Below are 18,359 nucleotides of genomic sequence, written 5' to 3' on the forward strand. Positions count from 1 at the left end.
TAGAGCTGGTGATGATGCCCGGCCCCCATGCGTCACGCCCTGATCTGGTTACGGCTCCGCGCGGCGTAGGCCACCGCCCCGGTGAGCACCAGCACCAGGCCGACGCCGATGATGCCGGCGACGCCGACGGGGATGCCGCCCACCTCACCGTAGTCGGCCAGCGCCCACGAGCCGAACAGGTGGTCGGCCGCCTGGTCGATGAAGCCCTTGTCCTCGGCGACCGCCTCCAGCCCGTCGGGCGAGGAGGAGGCGAAGAACGACACGAGCCCGGCCAGCACGAGCGTCACGCCGGCGCCGCCCAGCAGGAACGGCCTGAGCGCGCCAGGGGCCGCGAGGGCCGGCTCGGGCTCGCCCACGGTGGTGCCGCCGTCGGCTCCGCGCAGGACCAGCGGCTTGGCCAGGCGGCCGGCGCCGTACACGAGGTCGGGCCGCACGGCGAGCACGGCGCCGACGGTCGCGGCGGTGATCAGGCCCTCGCCGATGCCGATCAGCAGGTGCACGCCGCCCATCGCGGCGGCCACCGTGCCCACGTCGATCGGCGCGGTCCCGCCGATCCAGAACAGCAGCGTGAACGCCAGCGCGGAGACCGGCACGGAGACCAGCGCGGCCAGGAACGCGGCCACCACCACCTGCCCCCTGGCCAGCCCCGTGACAAGCTTGAAGACGCCCCAGCCGGCCAGCACGGTGACGATGCCCATGAGCGTGATGTTGACGCCGAGCGCCGTCAGCCCTCCGTCGGCGAAGAACACGCCCTGCACGAGCAGGACCACGGCCATGCACAACACGCCCGTATAGGGCCCGACGAGGATCGCCGCCAGCGCACCGCCCAGCAGGTGGCCGCTGGTGCCCGCGGCGACGGGGAAGTTGAGCATCTGGACGGCGAAGACGAACGCGGCGACCAGCCCGGCCATGGGCGCGGTCCTGTCGTCGAGCTCGCGCCGTGCCCCCCGCAGGCAGACCGCGACCCCCGCGGCCGCCACGACTCCGGCCGAGATCGACGTCACTGCGTTGAAGAAGCCATCAGGTACGTGCACGGCTCTGCCTCCCGGAACGGGACGGGATGGGACCAACATCCCCACTTTAGGACATGGCATTGCACCTGCACATAGGTGGCAATTAGCGAATGATTCTTCTGATGACCGCCCGGGCCGTCAGCCGCCGCACCACCGTGCTCAGCCGCCCCCGCGTCGCGTACGGCCGCACGCTCCTGAGCAGCGCCGCCCACCACCACCTGCGCGGTCCCACGACCGTGCCCGCGCCCGCCTCGATCTTGAACCGCGCGGCCGGCCCGCCCAGGTCGAGCTCCACGTACGCGTCCCAGGTGCCCGGAGGGAGCCGGCCCACCGCCAGCCCGGCCGCGAACCCGCCCCCGGGCAGCGCCGTCACCGGCTCGGCCCGCTCGCGCCCGCTGCGCCGCTCCCGCCAGACGATCCGCCGGATCGCCGCGGCCGCGGGCGCGGTGTCGACGACGCTGAGCTCGCCGTCGATCAGCAGCCGCTGCCCGAGACCCCACCGCGTCCTGATGAGCCTGGCACCGCCCGGCACGGCGGCCACGTGGCCGCCGACGTCGATGCTGAGGTTGCCGTTGTCCCTGGTGAAGTAGGGCAGGACCACGACGCCGCCGATCATCCGGGGCATCGGCCGGTTGACCCCGGTCTCGCGGTCCGCGCCCAACCGGCCGAACCGCAGCGCGCCCTCGATCTCGACCGCCACCCGCAGGTCCCAGATCCCGGAGGCGAGCGCGGACACGTCCACCCGCACGGTGAACTCGCCGCCCTTGCGCTCGGCGGGGATGACCACCTCGGCGGCCGGGTCGTGCCGCGAGCGCAGCACCACGGCCAGACCGTGGTCCCTGGCGATGCCGTGCAGCCCGGCGGAGCCCGTCACCACCAGATGGTCGCCGTCCCAGCACACCCCGGTCAGCCGTCGCCGCACGGTGGCGCCCTCGATGCGGGCCAGGCGCACGAGGCGGTCGATGTCGTCGAGCGCGGTCGCCCGCTGCCGGTCGACGCTGTTGAGCCGCTCGTGCACGCCCGGCGTGTACCACTCGTCGCAGAGCGCCGCCACCTCGCGCGCGATGTCCTTGCGGCGCACGCCGTCACTTTCCAGGAACACGGCTCCGAGCTGGGTGAACACGTCGAGCCTGAAGTGCCTGCGGAGCAGGTGGTCGCGGAGCGGGCCCGGCTCGACGTGCTCGGTCATGATCCGCATCGGCTCCCTGATCATGGCCAGCCAGGCGAGCGGGTCCCTGCTGCCCGCCTGCTGCATGATGCTGGTGCCGTCGGGCCTGGCCATCAGGTGGTAGCACTCGTAGTCGGCCACCACGGAGATCACCTCGGCGTGGCAGTAGGCGTGGACGGTGAAGAGGATGTCCTCGCCGACGCGCATGCCCTCCCCGAACCTGATCCGGTGGCGATCGAGCAGGTCCCTTCTGAAGAGCTTGAAACAGCACAGGCTGTTGTAGACGCAGCTGTCGCCGAGCTCCACCCGGTCGGCGCTCTGCTGGAACATCGACACGGGCGCCCTCCGGCCGTGCCCCACGATCTTGCCGAGCACGATGTCGGAGTCGTTCCTGTCGGCCATGGCGACCATGCGTTCCAGCGCCTCGGGGCCGAGGTGGTCGTCGGCGTCGCAGAAGAAGACGTACCGGCCGGTGGCGTGCTCGAGCCCGACGTTGCGCGGCCGGCCCGCGCCGCCGCTGCCCTCGATGTGGACCACCTTGACCTTGGACGGGTGGTAGGCGGCGTAGAGGTCGAGGAGCTCGCCGCTGCCGTCGGTGGAGCCGTCGTCGACGACGATCAGCTCCTTCTTCACCCGCTGGACGAGCGCCGAGGTGAGGCACCGGTCGAGGTAGGCCCGGCAGTTGTGCACCGGGATGACGACGCTGACGTCGACCGGGTCGCCGCCGTTCTCCGTATCCGACATCACCACTACCTCACGTTGCGCCGCCATTCGGTTTCAGTATGTGACGAACGGCCATGCGCGCGGGGGCGATCGGAGTCTTGAACCCCGTCTTTTGCTTACACCGGAGGTTCGCGGCATTTCTCCAATTGGTGCCGGTAAAGGCCGCCGAATGCCTCAATCGTCCCGCGCCGAATCGTGTTCAGGGACGAGGTTTTCCCTCCGGGAGGAAGAAACCTCTCCGCGGGGAGCATTGAGGCACCCCCCGGCGGCGCCAGTGATCCTCTCGGCTCGGTTGCGCGTCTACAGTTAGGCATCCTTGACCGGGAGGTGGCGTGACATGGCATCAGATCTCCGCAGGCGCACGAGCCACGATTCGGCCGTGCACGCCGCAGAGACCATCGTCTCCTCGGCTCGGCTGGGAGAGCTGCACGAATGCTCGGCCCTGCTCCGCCGCACGAGGATGCGGGCGGCGGAAATCGTGGACGAGGCCCGCACGCTGCTCGCCGAGGCGGAGCGGCACGGCCACGCCGACCGCGTTCGCGCCCTTCGCGAGCAGCTCGCCCAGGCGCGCCGGTCGTACGCCAAGGTGCTGGACGCGTACGTGGCGATCTGCACCAAGATCACCGAGGAGCGGCAGGCCATCATCCGGGCGCAGGTAGAACTGGATCGCCGGTCAGGCTTGTCAGGCGTCACCTGACGGACTACTGTCAGGCCATGCCTGACTGGAAAGAGAAGATCCGCTGCTCGTTCTGCCACAAGAAGAGCACGGACGTGCTCAAGGTCATCGCCGGCCCTGGCGTGCACATCTGCGACGAGTGCATCGGCCTGTGCAACGACATCCTCGAGCAGGACCGCCGCGAGCCGTCACCCGAGCCGCGACTCCCCCTGTGGGAGTCCATGACCGACGACCAGATCCTCGACCATCTCCCCAAGATCGCCGCCGTGCAGGCACAGGTCGACGACAACCTGCGCGACTGGGTGGCGCACCTGCGCACCAGGGACGTCAGCTGGGAGCGCATCGGCACGTCGCTCGGCATGACCCGGCAGTCGGCGTGGGAACGTTTCAGGAGCGAGACATAACAGGTGAACCATCGCGGCGGGCCGCGCGTCCCATCATTGAGAAGGCCCGCCATGCGCGTCCTCGACGGTCCCGCGGCGTACGATCCGGCGCCGCGCGAAGAGGCGGAACGGCCGGCCTCCGGATGAACGGGCTCCAGCTCCCCGGCCGCCCCGGGGAGCTGGAGCAGGGGGCCGCCCCTCAGCCCGATCTGCCCCTGGCCCTGAAGGCCGCCGTCTTGACGCGGTTCTGGCAGGCCGTGGAGCAGAACCTGCGGGTGCCGTTGCGCGACACGTCCACATAGACGCGGTCGCAGTGGGGCGCGGTGCAGACGCCGAGGCGGTCGGCGAACTCGCTGCCCAGCACGATCGCCAGTCCCGTGGCGCAGCTCGCCGCCCAGCTGTCCGCCAGGGTGTCACGGTGGCCGTGGAAGTGCAGGTGCCACGGCTCCCCGTCGTGCCTGTCCAGCACCGGCCGGGCGCCGATCTCCGCCAGCAGGGCGTTGACCCGCGCGGCCGCGGTGTCGACGTCGTCCGCCGCGACGGCGGCGAAGACCTCGCGCAGGCGGGCCGCGACCTCGGCCAGCGCGGCGCCCTCGCCGGCGGTGACCTCGCGGTACGCCGGATAGACCGTACGGAGGGCCTCTGCTGCGGCGGCAGCGGGGTCGGCTGGAGCGGGGCAGGGACGGCCTCGTCGCTCGCCGGAGGTCAGGGCGTTGACGAGCGCCACCGTGACCCGGACCACCCCATCCGTGTGACTGTTGTAATCCAATTGACCGGTTACACCTTCGCGAGTTAACGTGTGACCGTTGAAATTCTAGACGACGGTTACAAGGAGACGTTCATGCTCACCCACGATGCCGCGATGGAGTGGATGGCACGCTGGGACCGCCAGCAGGAGGGCTACCTTCCCGACCGGGAGGAGCGGTTCACGGTGCTGATCGACGTTGTGGAGGCCCTGGGGCGGCCCGACCCGGTGGTCATCGACCTCGGCTGCGGCCCCGGCTCGTTGTCGGCGCGGCTGCTGGAGCGGCTGCCCGAGGCCCGGGTCGTCTGCGTCGACGCCGATCCGCTGCTGATCGGGCTGGGGCGGGCCGCGTACCCGGGGTTGCGGTTCGTGTCCGCGGACTTGCGCAGAGCCGGCTGGACGGAGTCGCTCGAGCTCGACGGGCCCGCCGACGCCGCGGTCAGCACGACGGCGCTGCACTGGATCTCCAGCCCCGAGCTGAAGAACGTCTACGCGGAGCTGGCGACCGTGCTGCGTCCCGGCGGGCTGCTGCTCAACGGCGACCACATGGACACCGAGGACGCCACGCCGGCGCTGTCCCGCCTGGAGCACGCCGCGCACGAGCGCGAGACCGAACGGACCTTCGGCGAGAACCGGCCGGAGGGCTGGCAGGCCTGGTGGGACGCGATCGAGGCCGACCCCGCCCTCGCCGAGCTCAACGCGGTCCGCACCACCGCCGGGGCCGACCACCGCGGCTCCGAGTCCCGCCTCCTGTCGGATCACGTCAAGGCCCTCGAAGAGGCGGGCTTCGCGGAGATCGGCACGCTCTGGCAGCGTGGCAACAACCGGCTGCTGTGCGGCGTACGCGGCTAGTTCATGATCCGGTGCAGCAGCCCGACGAGGCCGAGGGCCGTGGCGACTCCCGCCCCGGCCCACCCGGACAGGCCGCCGACGGTCAGTCCGCCCAGCAAGGCGGTGATCAGGATCAGCACCCAGCGTTGCGGGATGCGCTCCGGCTCGCGGGCCGGAGCGGGCTCTTCCCGTTGAGGACTCCGTCTGGTTAATCTCACGACAGCGGTTTCCTTTCATGACATATGTGGAGCGTCACCGCGATGAGCGGCCTTTCTGGGACATCAGAGAGGCCGCTCGTTTTCGTTCACGAGAGTGGCACAAGATTCGCCTGAGTAATGGCGCTTTTTCTCCTCAAACTGGCATACGTTCGGCCCGCAGGTAGAGAATTCTTCTCCGCGGATGTGGGGACGTAGCACGTCAAGGCACTCAAGCGACACCGCAGGTTCCGCACACTTTTGCATTTTCCGCACGGCCTGCCGCAGGATGCCACGCATGAAGGAAATCACCGAGGAACTCGCGAAGGTGCTGATCCCCGAGCCGGTCAAGGACGACGACGAGAAGCCCGCCGACTACGCGGCACGCGCGAGGAGCGCGAGCGAGGCGAGGAACACCCTGGTCGGGGAGCTCATGATGGCGGCAGGAGCATCGCCGGCCGAGGATCCCGTGCTGGCGCGGCTCGGGGAACTCGCCGCACAGAGGCGCGAGATACAACGACAAATACGACTTATCACGGCATATGCGCGCGAATTCGTACGGCCGGAACCGTACCGCCTGCGGGCGCTCGCGGAGGCGGCGGGAATGTCGATCTCCACCATCCGCACCGTGTACGACACGGAAGACAAGATAGCCGTCGCCACACGAATCGGGAGAAAAGACGTGAAGAATACCGTTCATCCCGTCGTCGGCGAACAATGGTGGCGGCTTCCCGCCCGCCACACGACCCCGCCCCCGAGCCCCGACCGGTGAGCCCTGACCGGTAAGCCCTGACCGGTCAGCGCCGTTGCCATCGGATCATCCCGCGGTCTACATAAAAGACATGCCACGAAATGACACTCGCCGCCCTCGCCCCGCCTGGTGGTTCCCCGAGTACGCACCCGTCGGCGTCGATCTCGGCAGCCCGGCCGCCGTCGCCGCGTACGACAGGAACCAGGGCACCGACTCCGCCGCCGACGACGCCCTGCTCGACCGGCTGGGCGTCACGGAGGGCACCCGCCTGGTCGATCTGGCGTGCGGGACCGGCTCGCTCGTCGTGCAGGCGGCCCGGCGCGGGGCGGAGGCGCACGGCGTCGACGTCTCCGAGGAGATGCTCAAGTACGCCCAGGCGCGCGCCGAGCGGTGCGAGGTCGAGCCCCACTGGCACCAGGCGGGCTTCCTCGACTACGCGCACCCGCACGACGCCCCCGCCGACGTGGTCACCACCGGATCGGCGCTCCACCAGCTGCCGGACTTCTGGAAGCAGCAGGCCCTGCGCAACGCGGCCGCGATGCTCCGGCCCGGCGGCACCTTCTACCTGCGGGACGTCATCTTCAGCTTCCCGCCAGAGGCCGCCGACACGCATCTGCGCCGCTGGATCGAGAGTGCGGGGCGCGCCGAGGGCGAGGGGTTCACCAGGGCGGACTTCGAGGCACACGTACGCGAGGAGTTCTCCACGTACACCTGGATCATGGAGGGCCTGCTGGAGCGGGCCGGCTTCGCGATCGTCAGCCGCGACTCCGTCAGCCCCACCCACGCGGAGTACCTCTGCCGCGTGGCGAAGTGAGCCCTATACACCTAACCAAGCGCTTGCTACGCTCCGCCCATGACGTCCACGATCGTCTGGGGCACCGGCAACATCGGCCGCGCCGCCATCCGGGCCGTCGAGGCCCACCCGACGCTCAAGCTCGCGGCCGTGCTCGTCCACGACCCCGCCAAGATCGGCCGCGACGCGGGCGACCTCGCCGGACTCGGCCACGATCTGGGCGTCACGGCGACCGGCGACGTCGACGCCGTGCTGGCGGCCCGCCCCAGGGCCGTGGTGTACGCGGCCTCCGGCGACCTCCGGCCCGACGACGCCCTGGCCGACATCGTCAAGGCCGTCCGGGCCGGCGCCGTGGTCGTCACCCCGTCCCTGTACGCCCTCTACGACCAGCGCAACGCCCCGCCGGAGCTGCGCGAGCCCGTGCTGGCCGCCATCGCCGGCGGAGGAGGCTCGCTGTTCGTCTCCGGCGTCGACCCCGGCTGGGGCAACGACGTGCTGCCACTGCTCCTCAGCGGGCTCGCCACCACCGTCGACACGATCCGCTGCCAGGAGATCTTCGACTACTCCACCTACGACCAGCCCGACGCCGTCCGCCACCTGGTCGGCATGGGCCATCCCCTGGACTACGAGCCGCCGATGATCGCGCCCACCGTGCCGTCCATGGTGTGGGGCGGACAGGTACGGCTCATGGCCAGGGCACTCGGCGTCGATCTCGACGAGATCCGCGAGACCCTGGACCGCCGCCCCCTCGACAGCACGGTGACCACCAGGTCCATGGGCGACTTCGAGGCGGGCACCCAGGGAGCGGTCCGTTTCGAGGTGCAGGGCGTGGTCGACGGCGTGCCCCGCATCGTCGTCGAGCACGTCACCCGCATCCACCCCTCCTGCGCGCCGGACTGGCCGGTCGCGCCCGACGGCGTCGGGGCGCACCGCGTGATCATCGAGGGCCGGCCTCGCATCGAGATCACGGTCGAGGCCGCCGACGAGGACGGCAACCGCTCCGCCGGCGGCAACGCCACCGCGGCAGGCCGGCTGGTGGGCGCCATCGACTGGCTCGTGGCCGCGAAGCCCGGGCTCTACGACGCGCTCGACGTGCCGCTGCGGCCCGCCCCCGCCGGCAAGCTGGGAAGGAGACGGCCTTGAAGATCGACATTCCGGAGGGCAAGGACGCCATCGAGTACGTGTGGGGCGAGATGGTGCCCGGCATCGGGATGGCCGCCACGAAGTTCTCGCTGGCGGTCTACGCCCACACGACCCTGGGACTGCGCGAGTTCGAGGCCGCGCGGTTGCGGATCGCGCAGCTCAACGGATGCGCCTTCTGCCTCGACTGGCGGACGGAACGGGACGGGGAGAAGGTCGAGGAGTCGTTCGCCGACGCGGTCAGCGAGTGGCGCACCACCGCCGCCTTCGACGAGCGCACCCGCCTGGCCGCCGAGTACGCCGAACGTTACGCCCTCGACCACCACGGCCTCGACGACGCGTTCTGGACGCGGATGACCGCGCACTACAGCCAGCTGGAGATCGTGGAGCTGACCATGTGCCTGGGCTCCTGGCTGGCGTTCGGCCGCCTCAACCACGTCCTCGGGCTCGACACCGTGTGCGCCCTGCCCAGCGGCCGCACCCCCGGCCGATAACCCGCACAGCCCGCCCTCGTTCCACGGGCACCGCTCCTTTCACGCGCACCGCACGACGCGCGCCCCGCACCCCCCGACCACCGAGAAAGCGGCACCATGAACGAACATCCGCCTGCCCGTGCCAGCGTCTCCCGCCGCGGATTCATCGCCGGGACCGGCTCCGCCCTGGGGCTGGCCGCCCTGGGCGTCCACGCGCGGCCGGCCGCCGCCTCCGCCCCGATCGCCGACGGCGCCCACGTCGCCGTCCTGGTGATCGGCACCGGCTACGGCGGGTCGGTGGCCGCGCTCCGCCTCGCCCAGGCGGGCGTCGACGTGCACATGGTCGAGATGGGCATGGCCTGGGACACCCCGGGCACCGACGGCAAGATCTTCTGCAACACGCGGGAGCCCGACTACCGCTCGTACTGGCTGCGTACCAGGACCAAGGCGCCGCTCAGCAACTTCCTCGGCTTCCCCATCGACCGGGACATTCCCCGCTACACAGGCATTCTGGATGCCGAGGAGTTCGGCGGCATCACGGTCTACCAGGGCCGCGGCGTCGGCGGGGGCTCGCTCGTCAACGGCGGCATGGCGGTCGTGCCCAAACGTGCGAACTTCGCCGCCGTGCTCCCCTCGGTGAACCCCGACGAGATGTACGCCACCTACTATCCGCGGGCCAACGCCGGGCTCGGGGTCGCCACCATCGACCCCGGCTGGTTCGAGTCGGCCGACTGCTACCAGTATTCGCGCGTGGGCCGCAAGCACGCCCAGCGCTCGTCGTTCCCGTTCGTGTTCGTGCCCGACGTGTACGACTGGGAGTACATGGAGCAGGAGGCGGCCGGCACCGTGCCCAGGTCCGCGCTGGCCGGCGAGATCCTCTACGGCAACAACCACGGCAAGAAGTCGCTGCAGCGGACCTATCTCGCCCAGGCCACAGCCACCGGCAGGGTGTCGATCTCCCCGCTGCACCGGGTCACCTCGGTGGCCCCGGGGTCCGGCGGCGCGTACACCGCCGTCATCGAGCAGCTCGACACCGCCGGCGGCGTCACCGCGACCAAGACGGTGACCGCCGACAGGGTGTTCTTCGCCGCCGGCAGCGTCGGCACCAGCAAACTCCTGGTACGGCTGAAGGCCACCGGCGTCCTGCCCGGCCTGAACGGCGAGATCGGCAAGGGCTGGGGCGACAACGGCAACGTCATGTGCGGCCGGGCCAACCACCTCTGGGACCCGACCGGCAGCCTCCAGTCGGCCATCCCCTGCTGCGGCATCGACAACTGGTCGGCCGGGGGCGCGTTCGCGGAGGTCGCGCCGCTGCCCACCGGCATCGAGACGTGGGCGTCGTTCTACCTGTCGATCACCAACAACCCGCACCGCGCGCAGTTCACCTGGAACGCGGCGGCGGGCAGGGTGGAGCTCGACTGGCAGACCGCGTGGAAGCAGCCCTCCATCGACATGGCCAAAACGATCTTCGACAGGATCAACGCCAAGGAGGGGACCATCTACCGTACCGACCTGTTCGGCGTGTACAAGATCTGGGGCGACCACCTCACGTACCACCCGCTCGGGGGCGCGGTCCTGAACAGGGCCACGGACAACTACGGCCGCCTGCACGGGCATCCCGGCCTGTACGTCATCGACGGGGCCCTGATCCCTGGCAACACGACCGTCAACCCGTTCGTCACCATCACCGCGCTCGCCGAGCGCAACATCGAGCGGATCATCGCCGCCGATCTGTGACCGGAGGCCGTCACGTCCGCGGGCGGGCGGCCAACACGTATGCGCGGCCGCCCTCGGTGAACGGCTCGTTCCGGGCCCACGGTCGCACCCCGGACCCGCGCGGCGCCGAGACGGGGGAGACTTTGGACCGGCACGGTTCGAGGGACTCGGGAGGATGCCAGGTGGCCGAGCAAGAAGTGTGGGACCCCTTCGGCACGTTGCGTCGCGCGTTGTGGATCGGGGGTGGCCAGTGGGCCGGCAAGTCGACCGTGGCCCGGATCCTGGCCGCTCGATACGGCGTCACCGCCTACCACTACGACTACCATGACGCCCGCGGCCACAATGATCGCCGCATCGCCCGCCGCGTCGCACTCGGCGAGCCCGTCACCGCACCCGACCCCGACGCCCTGTGGGTCGACCCCACTCCGGAGGACATGGCGAAGGCGACCCTGGCCGGATTTCCCGACCGGTTCGCCTGGGCGCTCGACGACCTGCGCGGGCTCGTCTCCGGGCACCCCGTCATCGCCGAAGGCTGGGGGCTGCGCCCCGAACTGGTCGCGCCGCTCCTCGACTCCCCACGCCGCATGATCGTCATGGTGCCCGCGCCAGACTTCCGCCGGCACCAGGTGCGTACGCTGCCCCGGGCCGGCGCGCTCGGCCAAGCCGTCAGCGACCCGGCCCGCGCGCAGGCCAACCGCCTCGCCCGGGACCAGCTGGTCGCGGACGACGCCGTCCGCGGCGCCCGCCGGCTCGGCATCCGCGTGCTCCAGGTCGACGGCTCGCGCGACGCCGACGGGGTCGCGGAAATCGTCGCCGAGCATTTCGGCCCGTACCTTCCCAAGATTAACCACTGACGTAACACAAGTGTTATGCCGTACCAGCTTCTGCCATTCTTCGTAATGGTCGGAAATCAGTCATAAAGAGGGAGTTATCGCGCAGCGCTGAAGGCGAAAACCCGCTCTCGCGAACCGCTCGGTAGATACTCTTTGACCCGCGCGGCATTGGGTGGGGCGTTGGCGAGGGAGCCTGCATGCTTGACCAGCGGAATCATCAGGGCAAGTTCGCCGAGGACTACGTGCGAGCCCTCGCCTCCGCCGCCGGGCTCCTCGTCTACAAGGACGACCTCGACCACGACGGGATCGACCTCGGCTTCCGTTATCCGGGCAGGGCCGGGCACATCGCGTCGCCCGCGATCGAAGTGCAGGTCAAGTCGTGGTCAGCGCCCGCTCACAAGGGGCCCGACCTGTACTTTCACGGGCTGAACGAGGTGCAGTACAACAAACTCGTCGCGGGCCCGTTCCTCGTTCCGCGCTACCTGTTCGTCGTCGTGGTCCCGCGCGAGAGCGACCGTTACGCCCGGGTGGAGACCGAAGGCCTGACGCTCAGCCGGCTCTGCTATTACCGGGGGTTCGAGGGCGAACAGGCCATCGAATCCCCGAGCGCCCGACGGCACGCGCCCGTACGGGTGCCGCTGGGTAACGTGCTCACCGTGCGGGCCCTGCGCGACCTCGTCGGCGCGCCCGCGTGACCAGGCCCCTGTCGGTCGCCGACATCAGCAGCTATCTCGCCATGACCGGCTGGTCCCGCCAGCCTGGCGAGTGGCGGGGCGCCGCCGTCTGGGTGCACGAGGGCGATCACGAGATCCTGGTGCCCGGCACCGACGACCTCGGCGACGGGCCCCGGCGGGTCAGGGAGATCCTCACCCTGCTGGCGCGGCTGGAAGGCCGCTCCCGCGAGGACATCGCCTCCGACATCGGCGCGCCCATGGCCGACGTGCAGTGGTACAGAGCTCCCATCGTCCCGGTGGACGGGCAGTTCAGGCTGCTCGACGCGGTCACGGCGCTCACCAGCGCGCAGGCCGCGCTCGGTGCGGCGGCCCGAGCCGCGCTCACCGGTCCGCGCCCGGTGTACGACGGCGTGGCGCCCAAAGCGGTGCGCGACCTGCTCGACCGCGTCTGGATCGGGCCCATCGTGGCCTCGGGCGACCTCCTCACGGTCCGCGTCCCGCTGGAACGTGCCACGCCGGAGGGACCACCGCTGGCCCGCCGTACCCTGATCCTGCTCCAGCGCGCGGCGGAGCTCCTGCTCGAAGCCGGCGCCGAGGTGCGCAGGACCGGCGACATCAGCACCTTCGACGGCCTCGTACGTCACGGAGTGTCGGCCGAGCTCTGCCAGGCGCTCGCGCGCTTCGCCGGCTCCGACCCCGGCACCCGGTTCGAGGTCGGCTTCCGCTGGGCGCGGGCGCTCCCCACCGACGTGCCCGCGCGCCGGCTCGTCTTCGATGCCGAGACGGGACGGCTGTTACGCCGCGTCGCCCACCGGCTGCGCCGCCTCCACAGCGACAGCGCCTCGGTCACCGGCCTCATCGCCATGCTCGTGGACAACGGCGGCGAGGACCGGTTCCGCGTACAGGTCCGCGGCGACGTGGCGGTCGGCGGCGCCGAGTCGCGCGGCTCGATCTGGGTGCGGCTGCCCGACGAGGCGGCCTACGACGTGGCCGTCGAGGCGCACAGGAGCAGGGCTCCCGTACGCGCTCGCGGCACGCTCAGGGAAGTTTCCGGCCGCCGCGAACTGACGGCGGCCACCTTCGGCACAGTGACATCCGAGGAGACCTGACCATGGAGAACAGCACTTTCGGAGCCCGGGAGCGGGCCCTGCTGCTCGGCTTGATGACGCTCGGCGGGTCGGCGTCCAACCCCGCGCTCCGCGACCAGGTCGGCGCCGCGCTCGACGGCAAGGCCCGGAACCGGATGAACACGCTCGGCCTCGTCACCAGCGACAAACAGGGCAGGGCCTATCACCACACGCTCACCGACAAGGGGTGGGCCTGGTGCGTGACCGAGCTCGCGGGCGCCGCCCCGGCCCGCGGAGGGTCGCTCGGCCACGCCCTCTACGGCGTTCTCGGCCTGATCAAGGGCTATCTCGACGCGGCGGATCTGAGCCTGGCCGACTTCGTCGTCACGGCCCGCGCCGCCGATGCCCCGGACGATGCGGCCGCCGACGGCGCCGGCCTTGCCGGGACGATCCGGGAGGCGTACTGGCGGCTGGCGCGCGAACCCCAGGACTGGGTGCTCCTGACCCGGCTGCGCCCGCTGCTCGGCGACGCGCCCGCCGACGAGGTCGACGAGACACTGAGGCGGATGGAGCTCCTCCCGGACGTGCATCTGGTGCCGGAGGCCGACCAGAAGACGCTGACCGCCGACGACAGGAAAGCGGCCGTGCTGGTGAACGGAGTGAGCAAGCACCTTCTCGCGATCGAGGCCCGGTGAACGAGCAGGAGGAACGCGCCCTGCGGGCCGTCTCCAGGGTGCTCGACTGGGCGACGACCGCCGAACACGCCTGGAACCCGCCGCCCTTCCACGTCGACGGCATGCATCCGCGAGCCGAGCGGCTGATCCTCGACGGCATCGAGGAGGCCTCGCTCGCCTCCCGTACGAGCCCGCTCGGGGTCGTGATCCAGGGCGAGGGCGGCGCGGGCAAGACCCACCTCCTCGGCTGGGTCAGAGGGCGGATCGCCCAGGCCGGCGGCTACTTCTTCATGGTGGACTTCAGCGCCGGAGAGGACTTCTGGCGCCAGACCACGAGCGCGATGGTCGAGGACCTGGGCCGCTCCGCCCAGGGCCCAGGCTCCCCCGTCCAGGCGCTGGTGGCGCTGCGGGGCCTCGCCGCCCTCGCGGGGACCGGCGACCGGATCGAGACGGCGATCGGGCGCGGCACGGGCCTGACCCGGGAGGATCTCGACGCCCTGGTGGACGGCCTGCTGGCCAGGGACCGGCGGCTGCTGCGGTGCCGCGACACCATCCGGGCCCTCGCCCTCTACGCCACCGCCTCCGGCCACGCCCTCGACGTCGCCCACGATCACCTGACGTCCACGGAGGAGGCCGTGGAGGGGGATCGCCAGGCGTGGGGCATGGGCAAGGGGAGCAAGACCCATCACGACATCGCGGTCGAGCTGTCCACGATCCTCGCGCTGACCGGCCCCAGCGTCATCGCGGTGGACCAGATCGACGCGATTCTCGGACACTCCAGGCCGCTCGCCGGTACGGAGACCGGCCCAGTGACGAGCACAGCGGCCGGCCCAATGAGCAGCCCAATGAGCAGCCCAATGAGCAGCCCAATGAGCAGCACAGTGACGAGCGCAGAGCCGCGCAAGGACGTCATCGACGAGATCGCGGCCGGCCTCATGGCCCTGCGCCACGCCACCCAGCGCTCGCTCTGCCTGGTCGCCTGCCTCCCCTCGTCCTGGAACCTGATCAGGGAGCGAGCCATCGGCACGGTGCAGGACCGGTTCAGGACGTCGCTGATCCTCACCACGCTCGCAAGCGCCGGCCTCGCCCGCAGCCTGGTCGAACGGCGTTTCGCCGTGGCCTTCGAGAACGCCGGCTGCACGCCGGCCGATCCTGTCTGGCCGGTCGCGCCGGCCGCGTTCGCGACCGCGCCGGGTCTCACGCCGAGGACCTTGCTCCGGCGCATCAGCGCGCACGTGGAGACGTGCCGGGTGGAGGGCAGGGTCACGCTGCTGGAGCGCTTCCACCAGGACCACCCGGCTGCGTCCTCCACCGGGAACCACCCGGGCCGGCCGCTCGCCGGGGACACCGCGGCACGATCGCTCGCCGGGGAGCACCCGGTCCCGCCCGTCGCCGGCGCCGCTCCCGCCGTGTCCGAGACGGACCTCGCGCGGCTCGACGCCCGCTTCGTCGGCCTGCGCGAGCAGGCCGAGATCTCGGACGCGTACGATCCCGACCACGAGGACGAGCTCGCTCCCCCGCTGCTCGCCGCCGGGCTCAACGCGTGGATCACGGAGCAGGGCGAGTCCGGCCGCGCCTTCTCCGTCGACCCGCCGCCTGGCCGCAGGCCGAACCTCCACGCCCGGCTGCGCCAGGAGCTCGACCCCGACTCGGAGGAGCAGCGGCACTGGACGTTCCGGATGATCGGGGCGCCGCATCCGATCGCGGCGCTCAAACGGCTGAACGACGGCATCAAGGCGTCGGGGATCGGCCCGGAGACGCCCGAGCGGTGTTTCGTCGTGCTGCGCAACCAGGCGTGGTCGGACGGTCCCGCGACCCAGGCCAGGGTGGCTCACCTCAAGGACTGCGGCGGGAAGGCGCTCCCGCTGCACGGTGACGACCTGCGCGTGTTCGAGGCGTTGCGCCGGATGGCGGCCGACCAGGATCCGGAGTTCGACACGTGGTTGCGGGCCCGGCGTCCGGCGAGCGGCACCGAGCTCCTCAGCAGCCTGCCCGGCACACCGGGCACACCGGGCACACCGAGCACAGCGGGCACAGCGGGCACACCGGCCACGACGAGCGCGACGAGCACGGCCGGCGCTCCGAGCACGCCGCCGGCGACGTCAAGCTCGCCGAGCACGACGAGCCCCGCCGATCCGCCCCCGGCCTCCCCGGCCCGTCCCGACGGGCGCGGGGCCGTCGTCGCGGTCGGCAGGCGGTTCGACACGGGCGCGGACCTGGAGCTGAAGCTGGCCGCGCTGGCCCGCCACACCGCCGTCTTCGCGGGCTCCGGATCGGGCAAGACCGTGTTCCTGCGGCGGCTCGTGGAGGAGTGCGCGTTGCACGGGGTGTCCTCTATCGTGCTCGACTCCAACAACGACCTCGCCCGGCTGGGCGACCCCTGGCCCGAGGCGCCGCCCGGGTGGGGTCCCGGTGACGCGGACAAGGCGGCCCGCTACTTCGCCGAGACCGAGGTCGTGGTCTGGACTCCTGGGCGCTCACGCGGGCGCCCGCTGACCTTCCGGCCGCTCCCCGACTTCGGGGCCGTGCTCGACGACCGGGACGAGCTGGACTCCGCGCTCGGCCTGGCCGTCGGGGCGCTGGCGCACCGGGCGAACGCCCACGGAGCCAGCGCCAAGGCGCGTAAGGGCAAGGCCGTGCTCCGCCAGGCGCTGGAGCACTTCGCGCGCACGGGCGGCGGCGACTTCACCGCGTTCCTGGGCATGCTCGCCGATCTGCCGCTGGAGGTCAGCCAGATCGACCGGGCCGACCAGATCGCCGCCGAGCTGGGGCAGCTCCTGACCGCCGCGACGATCAACGACCCGCTCTTCGCCGGCAACGGCGAGCCGGCCGACCCCGAGCAGTTGCTGACCCCGTCGGCGGGCAAGCGGGCCCGCGTGTCGGTCATCAGCTTCATCGGGCTCAACGAGGACGCGAGGCCCGGGTTCGTCAGCCAGCTCCAGATGGCCCTGTTCTCCTGGATCAAGCGGAACCCGGCGCGCGGCCGCCCGCTGACCGGCCTGTACGTGATGGACGAGGCCCAGGCTCTCGTGCCCGCCACGCCCAGGACCGAGGCGCTGGCCAGCACGCTGACCCTCGCGTCGCAGGCCCGGAAGTACGGCCTCGGCCTCGTCTTCGCCACCCAGGCGCCGCGCGGCCTGCACAACCAGATCGCCGGCAACGCCACCACCCAGTTCAACGGCAGGATGAACAGCCCGACGCAGATCTCCGTGGTCCAGACGCTGGCCAGGGCCCGCGGCGGCCGGGCCGACCGGGTCGGGCGGCTGGAGGTCGGGCAGTTCTACACCGCGAGCGACGGCATCCCCGAGACGCTGGTCCGCACCCCGCAGTGCCTGAGCCACCATCCTGCCGACCCGCTCACCGAACAGGAGATCATGCGGCGCGCTTCCGCCTGAGAGAGGGCGGGGTCAGGTTTTCCTGCGGCTCCCCCTGGCCACGCGAGATCGGCGGCCTTTACGTAGTGAATTCACCGTCAAGCATCCCTGAAATTGCCGGATATGTCCTGGAATATGGCGATATGGGTGCTAGCGTCCGAATTGAGGAATGCGATCAACGGGGGAGGAACAATGACGTTCGACTTCCAGCACGGAGGAGGCTGCGGCCGTCGGCGCCGTTGGTGGCGTCGCCGTCGTTGCCGTCGCAGGCGCTGGTGGGGCGGCTGGGGCGGCCCCTGGTGGGGCGACGACTGGGACTGGTGGTAATCCATCCTCACGAGAGCCGCGGATTGTGGCGATGTCGGTGTGCGGCCTACACCCGTTGGCAAACTGCACCCTCGCCACAATCCGCACCTCGTGTCACATCACCCGCACCTTTTCCGCATTAACACTTACGGAGCATGTTGAGCAGGGCCACCTTCTCGTTCCGCGTCACGAAAAGCCGGTAGTGGCGCTTCACGGTGATCCAGGAAACGGCATAACGGCACCAGTGGGCGCGGCGCTGCGGGCGCCAGCTCTGCGGGCCCTTGGCGCCCTTGGCGATGTTGGCGGAGTGGCTGACCGTGATGAGTTCGGGCCGCTTCAGGTCGTTGGCGAACGCGCGCCTGCGCGCCGGGCTCCACCTGCTCGCCCCCGAACGCCACGCGTACGCCAGCGGCACGACATGGTCGACGTCGACCAGCCGCTCGCTCTTCAGCTTCTTTCCGTCGTACGGGCTGTACCAGACGCCCTTGACCGGATGGCAGGCCGCGTTCTTGCGCACGCGCCGGCCGTCACGGGCCAGAACCGCCTCGCGCGTGCTGCACCTGCCCTTGTGCTTCTCCCATCGCGGCTGGAAGCGGCGGTGGCTGTAGCCGCGGATCGATAACGGCCTGGACACCTTCAGCTGGGCCAGCATCTTGCGGGCGAGCGCGCCGGCCTCGGCCTGGGATCGTTTGCGAGCATCCGCCGCCGCGTGCGGGGCCGCGAAGACAGCGGTGAGCGGGATGGCCAGCAGAGCCAGCACGACGACGCTGACCGTCCGCGTCAAAAAGATCATGCCTACACCCCTACCAGCACGCCCCCCGGTGG

At 71.0% G+C, this 18,359-nt stretch carries 18 protein-coding genes; 13 read left to right on the forward strand and 5 right to left on the reverse strand.

The genetic code is table 11. The features are described 5' to 3' along the window. Positions 1-32 precede the first annotated feature (32 nt). Together ACZ6SA_RS05010 and ACZ6SA_RS05015 are read right to left on the reverse strand one after the other, a co-directional pair. Positions 33-1,034 carry an energy-coupling factor ABC transporter permease gene (locus ACZ6SA_RS05010; protein ID WP_465826692.1) on the reverse strand — a complete coding sequence of 334 codons (1,002 nt, stop codon included), beginning with the start codon at positions 1,032-1,034 and terminating at the stop codon, positions 33-35. 82 nt (positions 1,035-1,116) lie between these two features. Continuing rightward, complete coding sequence (locus ACZ6SA_RS05015; protein WP_465826694.1) at positions 1,117-2,925, reverse strand: glycosyltransferase family 2 protein; 1,809 nt, start codon at positions 2,923-2,925, stop codon at positions 1,117-1,119. A 316-nt stretch (positions 2,926-3,241) separates the two neighbouring features. Here ACZ6SA_RS05015 and ACZ6SA_RS05020 point away from each other — a divergent pair, with 316 nt between their 5' ends. Continuing rightward, positions 3,242-3,601, forward strand: coding sequence for a hypothetical protein (locus tag ACZ6SA_RS05020; RefSeq protein WP_347650560.1), 360 nt, complete (start codon positions 3,242-3,244; stop codon positions 3,599-3,601). Positions 3,602-3,618: 17 nt separating this feature from the next. Continuing rightward, positions 3,619-3,984, forward strand: coding sequence for a ClpX C4-type zinc finger protein (locus ACZ6SA_RS05025; RefSeq protein ID WP_347650561.1), 366 nt, complete (start codon positions 3,619-3,621; stop codon positions 3,982-3,984). 178 nt (positions 3,985-4,162) lie between these two features. On the opposite strand, the gene ACZ6SA_RS05030 is transcribed toward ACZ6SA_RS05025, so the two are convergent. Beyond that, positions 4,163-4,732 carry a CGNR zinc finger domain-containing protein gene (locus ACZ6SA_RS05030; RefSeq protein WP_465826695.1) on the reverse strand — a complete coding sequence of 190 codons (570 nt, stop codon included), beginning with the start codon at positions 4,730-4,732 and terminating at the stop codon, positions 4,163-4,165. Between the two features lie 72 nt (positions 4,733-4,804). Here ACZ6SA_RS05030 and ACZ6SA_RS05035 point away from each other — a divergent pair, with 72 nt between their 5' ends. Further along, complete coding sequence (locus ACZ6SA_RS05035; protein WP_465826697.1) at positions 4,805-5,560, forward strand: class I SAM-dependent methyltransferase; 756 nt, start codon at positions 4,805-4,807, stop codon at positions 5,558-5,560. On the opposite strand, the gene ACZ6SA_RS05040 is transcribed toward ACZ6SA_RS05035, so the two are convergent. After that, positions 5,557-5,757 carry a hypothetical protein gene (locus ACZ6SA_RS05040; protein ID WP_347650564.1) on the reverse strand — a complete coding sequence of 67 codons (201 nt, stop codon included), beginning with the start codon at positions 5,755-5,757 and terminating at the stop codon, positions 5,557-5,559. The genes ACZ6SA_RS05035 and ACZ6SA_RS05040 overlap by 4 nt on opposite strands. A gap of 274 nt (positions 5,758-6,031) precedes the next feature. Between ACZ6SA_RS05040 and ACZ6SA_RS05045 the strand changes: the two genes are divergently transcribed. The 10 genes from ACZ6SA_RS05045 to ACZ6SA_RS05090 all read left to right on the forward strand — a co-directional run bounded on the left by ACZ6SA_RS05045 (position 6,032) and on the right by ACZ6SA_RS05090 (position 17,249). Further along, complete coding sequence (locus ACZ6SA_RS05045; RefSeq protein ID WP_465826698.1) at positions 6,032-6,505, forward strand: hypothetical protein; 474 nt, start codon at positions 6,032-6,034, stop codon at positions 6,503-6,505. Positions 6,506-6,575: 70 nt separating this feature from the next. Continuing rightward, on the forward strand, positions 6,576-7,298 hold the full coding sequence (locus tag ACZ6SA_RS05050) for a class I SAM-dependent methyltransferase (RefSeq protein WP_465826700.1): 723 nt from the start codon (positions 6,576-6,578) through the stop codon (positions 7,296-7,298). A 39-nt stretch (positions 7,299-7,337) separates the two neighbouring features. Next, the gene (locus tag ACZ6SA_RS05055) at positions 7,338-8,420 is read left to right on the forward strand and encodes an NAD(P)H-dependent amine dehydrogenase family protein (RefSeq protein ID WP_465826701.1); all 1,083 of its coding nucleotides are present in this window, start codon (positions 7,338-7,340) and stop codon (positions 8,418-8,420) included. Continuing rightward, positions 8,417-8,911 (forward strand): carboxymuconolactone decarboxylase family protein, encoded by a 495-nt coding sequence (locus tag ACZ6SA_RS05060; RefSeq protein WP_443154676.1) that lies wholly within the window; start codon positions 8,417-8,419, stop codon positions 8,909-8,911. Before ACZ6SA_RS05055 ends, ACZ6SA_RS05060 begins: the two co-directional genes overlap by 4 nt. 96 nt (positions 8,912-9,007) lie before the next feature. Beyond that, the gene (locus tag ACZ6SA_RS05065) at positions 9,008-10,627 is read left to right on the forward strand and encodes a GMC oxidoreductase (protein ID WP_347650667.1); all 1,620 of its coding nucleotides are present in this window, start codon (positions 9,008-9,010) and stop codon (positions 10,625-10,627) included. A 161-nt stretch (positions 10,628-10,788) separates the two neighbouring features. Further along, positions 10,789-11,460, forward strand: coding sequence for a hypothetical protein (locus tag ACZ6SA_RS05070; protein ID WP_465826703.1), 672 nt, complete (start codon positions 10,789-10,791; stop codon positions 11,458-11,460). A 176-nt stretch (positions 11,461-11,636) separates the two neighbouring features. Further along, complete coding sequence (locus ACZ6SA_RS05075; protein WP_465826705.1) at positions 11,637-12,134, forward strand: DUF4365 domain-containing protein; 498 nt, start codon at positions 11,637-11,639, stop codon at positions 12,132-12,134. Beyond that, a complete protein-coding gene (locus ACZ6SA_RS05080) occupies positions 12,131-13,222 on the forward strand; it encodes a hypothetical protein (protein ID WP_465826706.1) in 1,092 nt (363 codons plus the stop codon). The genes ACZ6SA_RS05075 and ACZ6SA_RS05080 overlap by 4 nt, the downstream gene beginning before the upstream one ends. A 2-nt stretch (positions 13,223-13,224) precedes the next feature. Further along, positions 13,225-13,875, forward strand: a complete 651-nt coding sequence (locus tag ACZ6SA_RS05085; protein ID WP_465826708.1) for a hypothetical protein — start codon at positions 13,225-13,227, stop codon at positions 13,873-13,875. Continuing rightward, positions 13,872-17,249, forward strand: a complete 3,378-nt coding sequence (locus ACZ6SA_RS05090; protein WP_465826709.1) for a helicase HerA domain-containing protein — start codon at positions 13,872-13,874, stop codon at positions 17,247-17,249. The genes ACZ6SA_RS05085 and ACZ6SA_RS05090 overlap by 4 nt, the downstream gene beginning before the upstream one ends. A 424-nt stretch (positions 17,250-17,673) precedes the next feature. Here ACZ6SA_RS05090 and ACZ6SA_RS05095 read toward each other — a convergent pair whose 3' ends face one another. After that, positions 17,674-18,327, reverse strand: coding sequence for an HNH endonuclease family protein (locus ACZ6SA_RS05095; protein ID WP_347650669.1), 654 nt, complete (start codon positions 18,325-18,327; stop codon positions 17,674-17,676). Positions 18,328-18,359: the final 32 nt, after the last annotated feature.

This window comes from Nonomuraea sp. NPDC049378 (assembly GCF_055586745.1).

Excerpts from the sequence above, each read along its gene's own strand:
- ACZ6SA_RS05095 (WP_347650669.1), bottom strand. The coding sequence starts at position 18,327 with ATGATCTTTTTGACGCGGACGGTCAGCGTCGTCGTGCTGGCTCTGCTG.
- ACZ6SA_RS05025 (WP_347650561.1), top strand. The coding sequence starts at position 3,619 with ATGCCTGACTGGAAAGAGAAGATCCGCTGCTCGTTCTGCCACAAGAAG.
- ACZ6SA_RS05085 (WP_465826708.1), top strand. The coding sequence starts at position 13,225 with ATGGAGAACAGCACTTTCGGAGCCCGGGAGCGGGCCCTGCTGCTCGGC.
- ACZ6SA_RS05020 (WP_347650560.1), top strand. The coding sequence starts at position 3,242 with ATGGCATCAGATCTCCGCAGGCGCACGAGCCACGATTCGGCCGTGCAC.
- ACZ6SA_RS05015 (WP_465826694.1), bottom strand. The coding sequence starts at position 2,925 with ATGTCGGATACGGAGAACGGCGGCGACCCGGTCGACGTCAGCGTCGTC.
- ACZ6SA_RS05045 (WP_465826698.1), top strand. The coding sequence starts at position 6,032 with ATGAAGGAAATCACCGAGGAACTCGCGAAGGTGCTGATCCCCGAGCCG.
- ACZ6SA_RS05065 (WP_347650667.1), top strand. The coding sequence starts at position 9,008 with ATGAACGAACATCCGCCTGCCCGTGCCAGCGTCTCCCGCCGCGGATTC.
- ACZ6SA_RS05035 (WP_465826697.1), top strand. The coding sequence starts at position 4,805 with ATGCTCACCCACGATGCCGCGATGGAGTGGATGGCACGCTGGGACCGC.
- ACZ6SA_RS05055 (WP_465826701.1), top strand. The coding sequence starts at position 7,338 with ATGACGTCCACGATCGTCTGGGGCACCGGCAACATCGGCCGCGCCGCC.
- ACZ6SA_RS05050 (WP_465826700.1), top strand. The coding sequence starts at position 6,576 with ATGCCACGAAATGACACTCGCCGCCCTCGCCCCGCCTGGTGGTTCCCC.
- ACZ6SA_RS05075 (WP_465826705.1), top strand. The coding sequence starts at position 11,637 with ATGCTTGACCAGCGGAATCATCAGGGCAAGTTCGCCGAGGACTACGTG.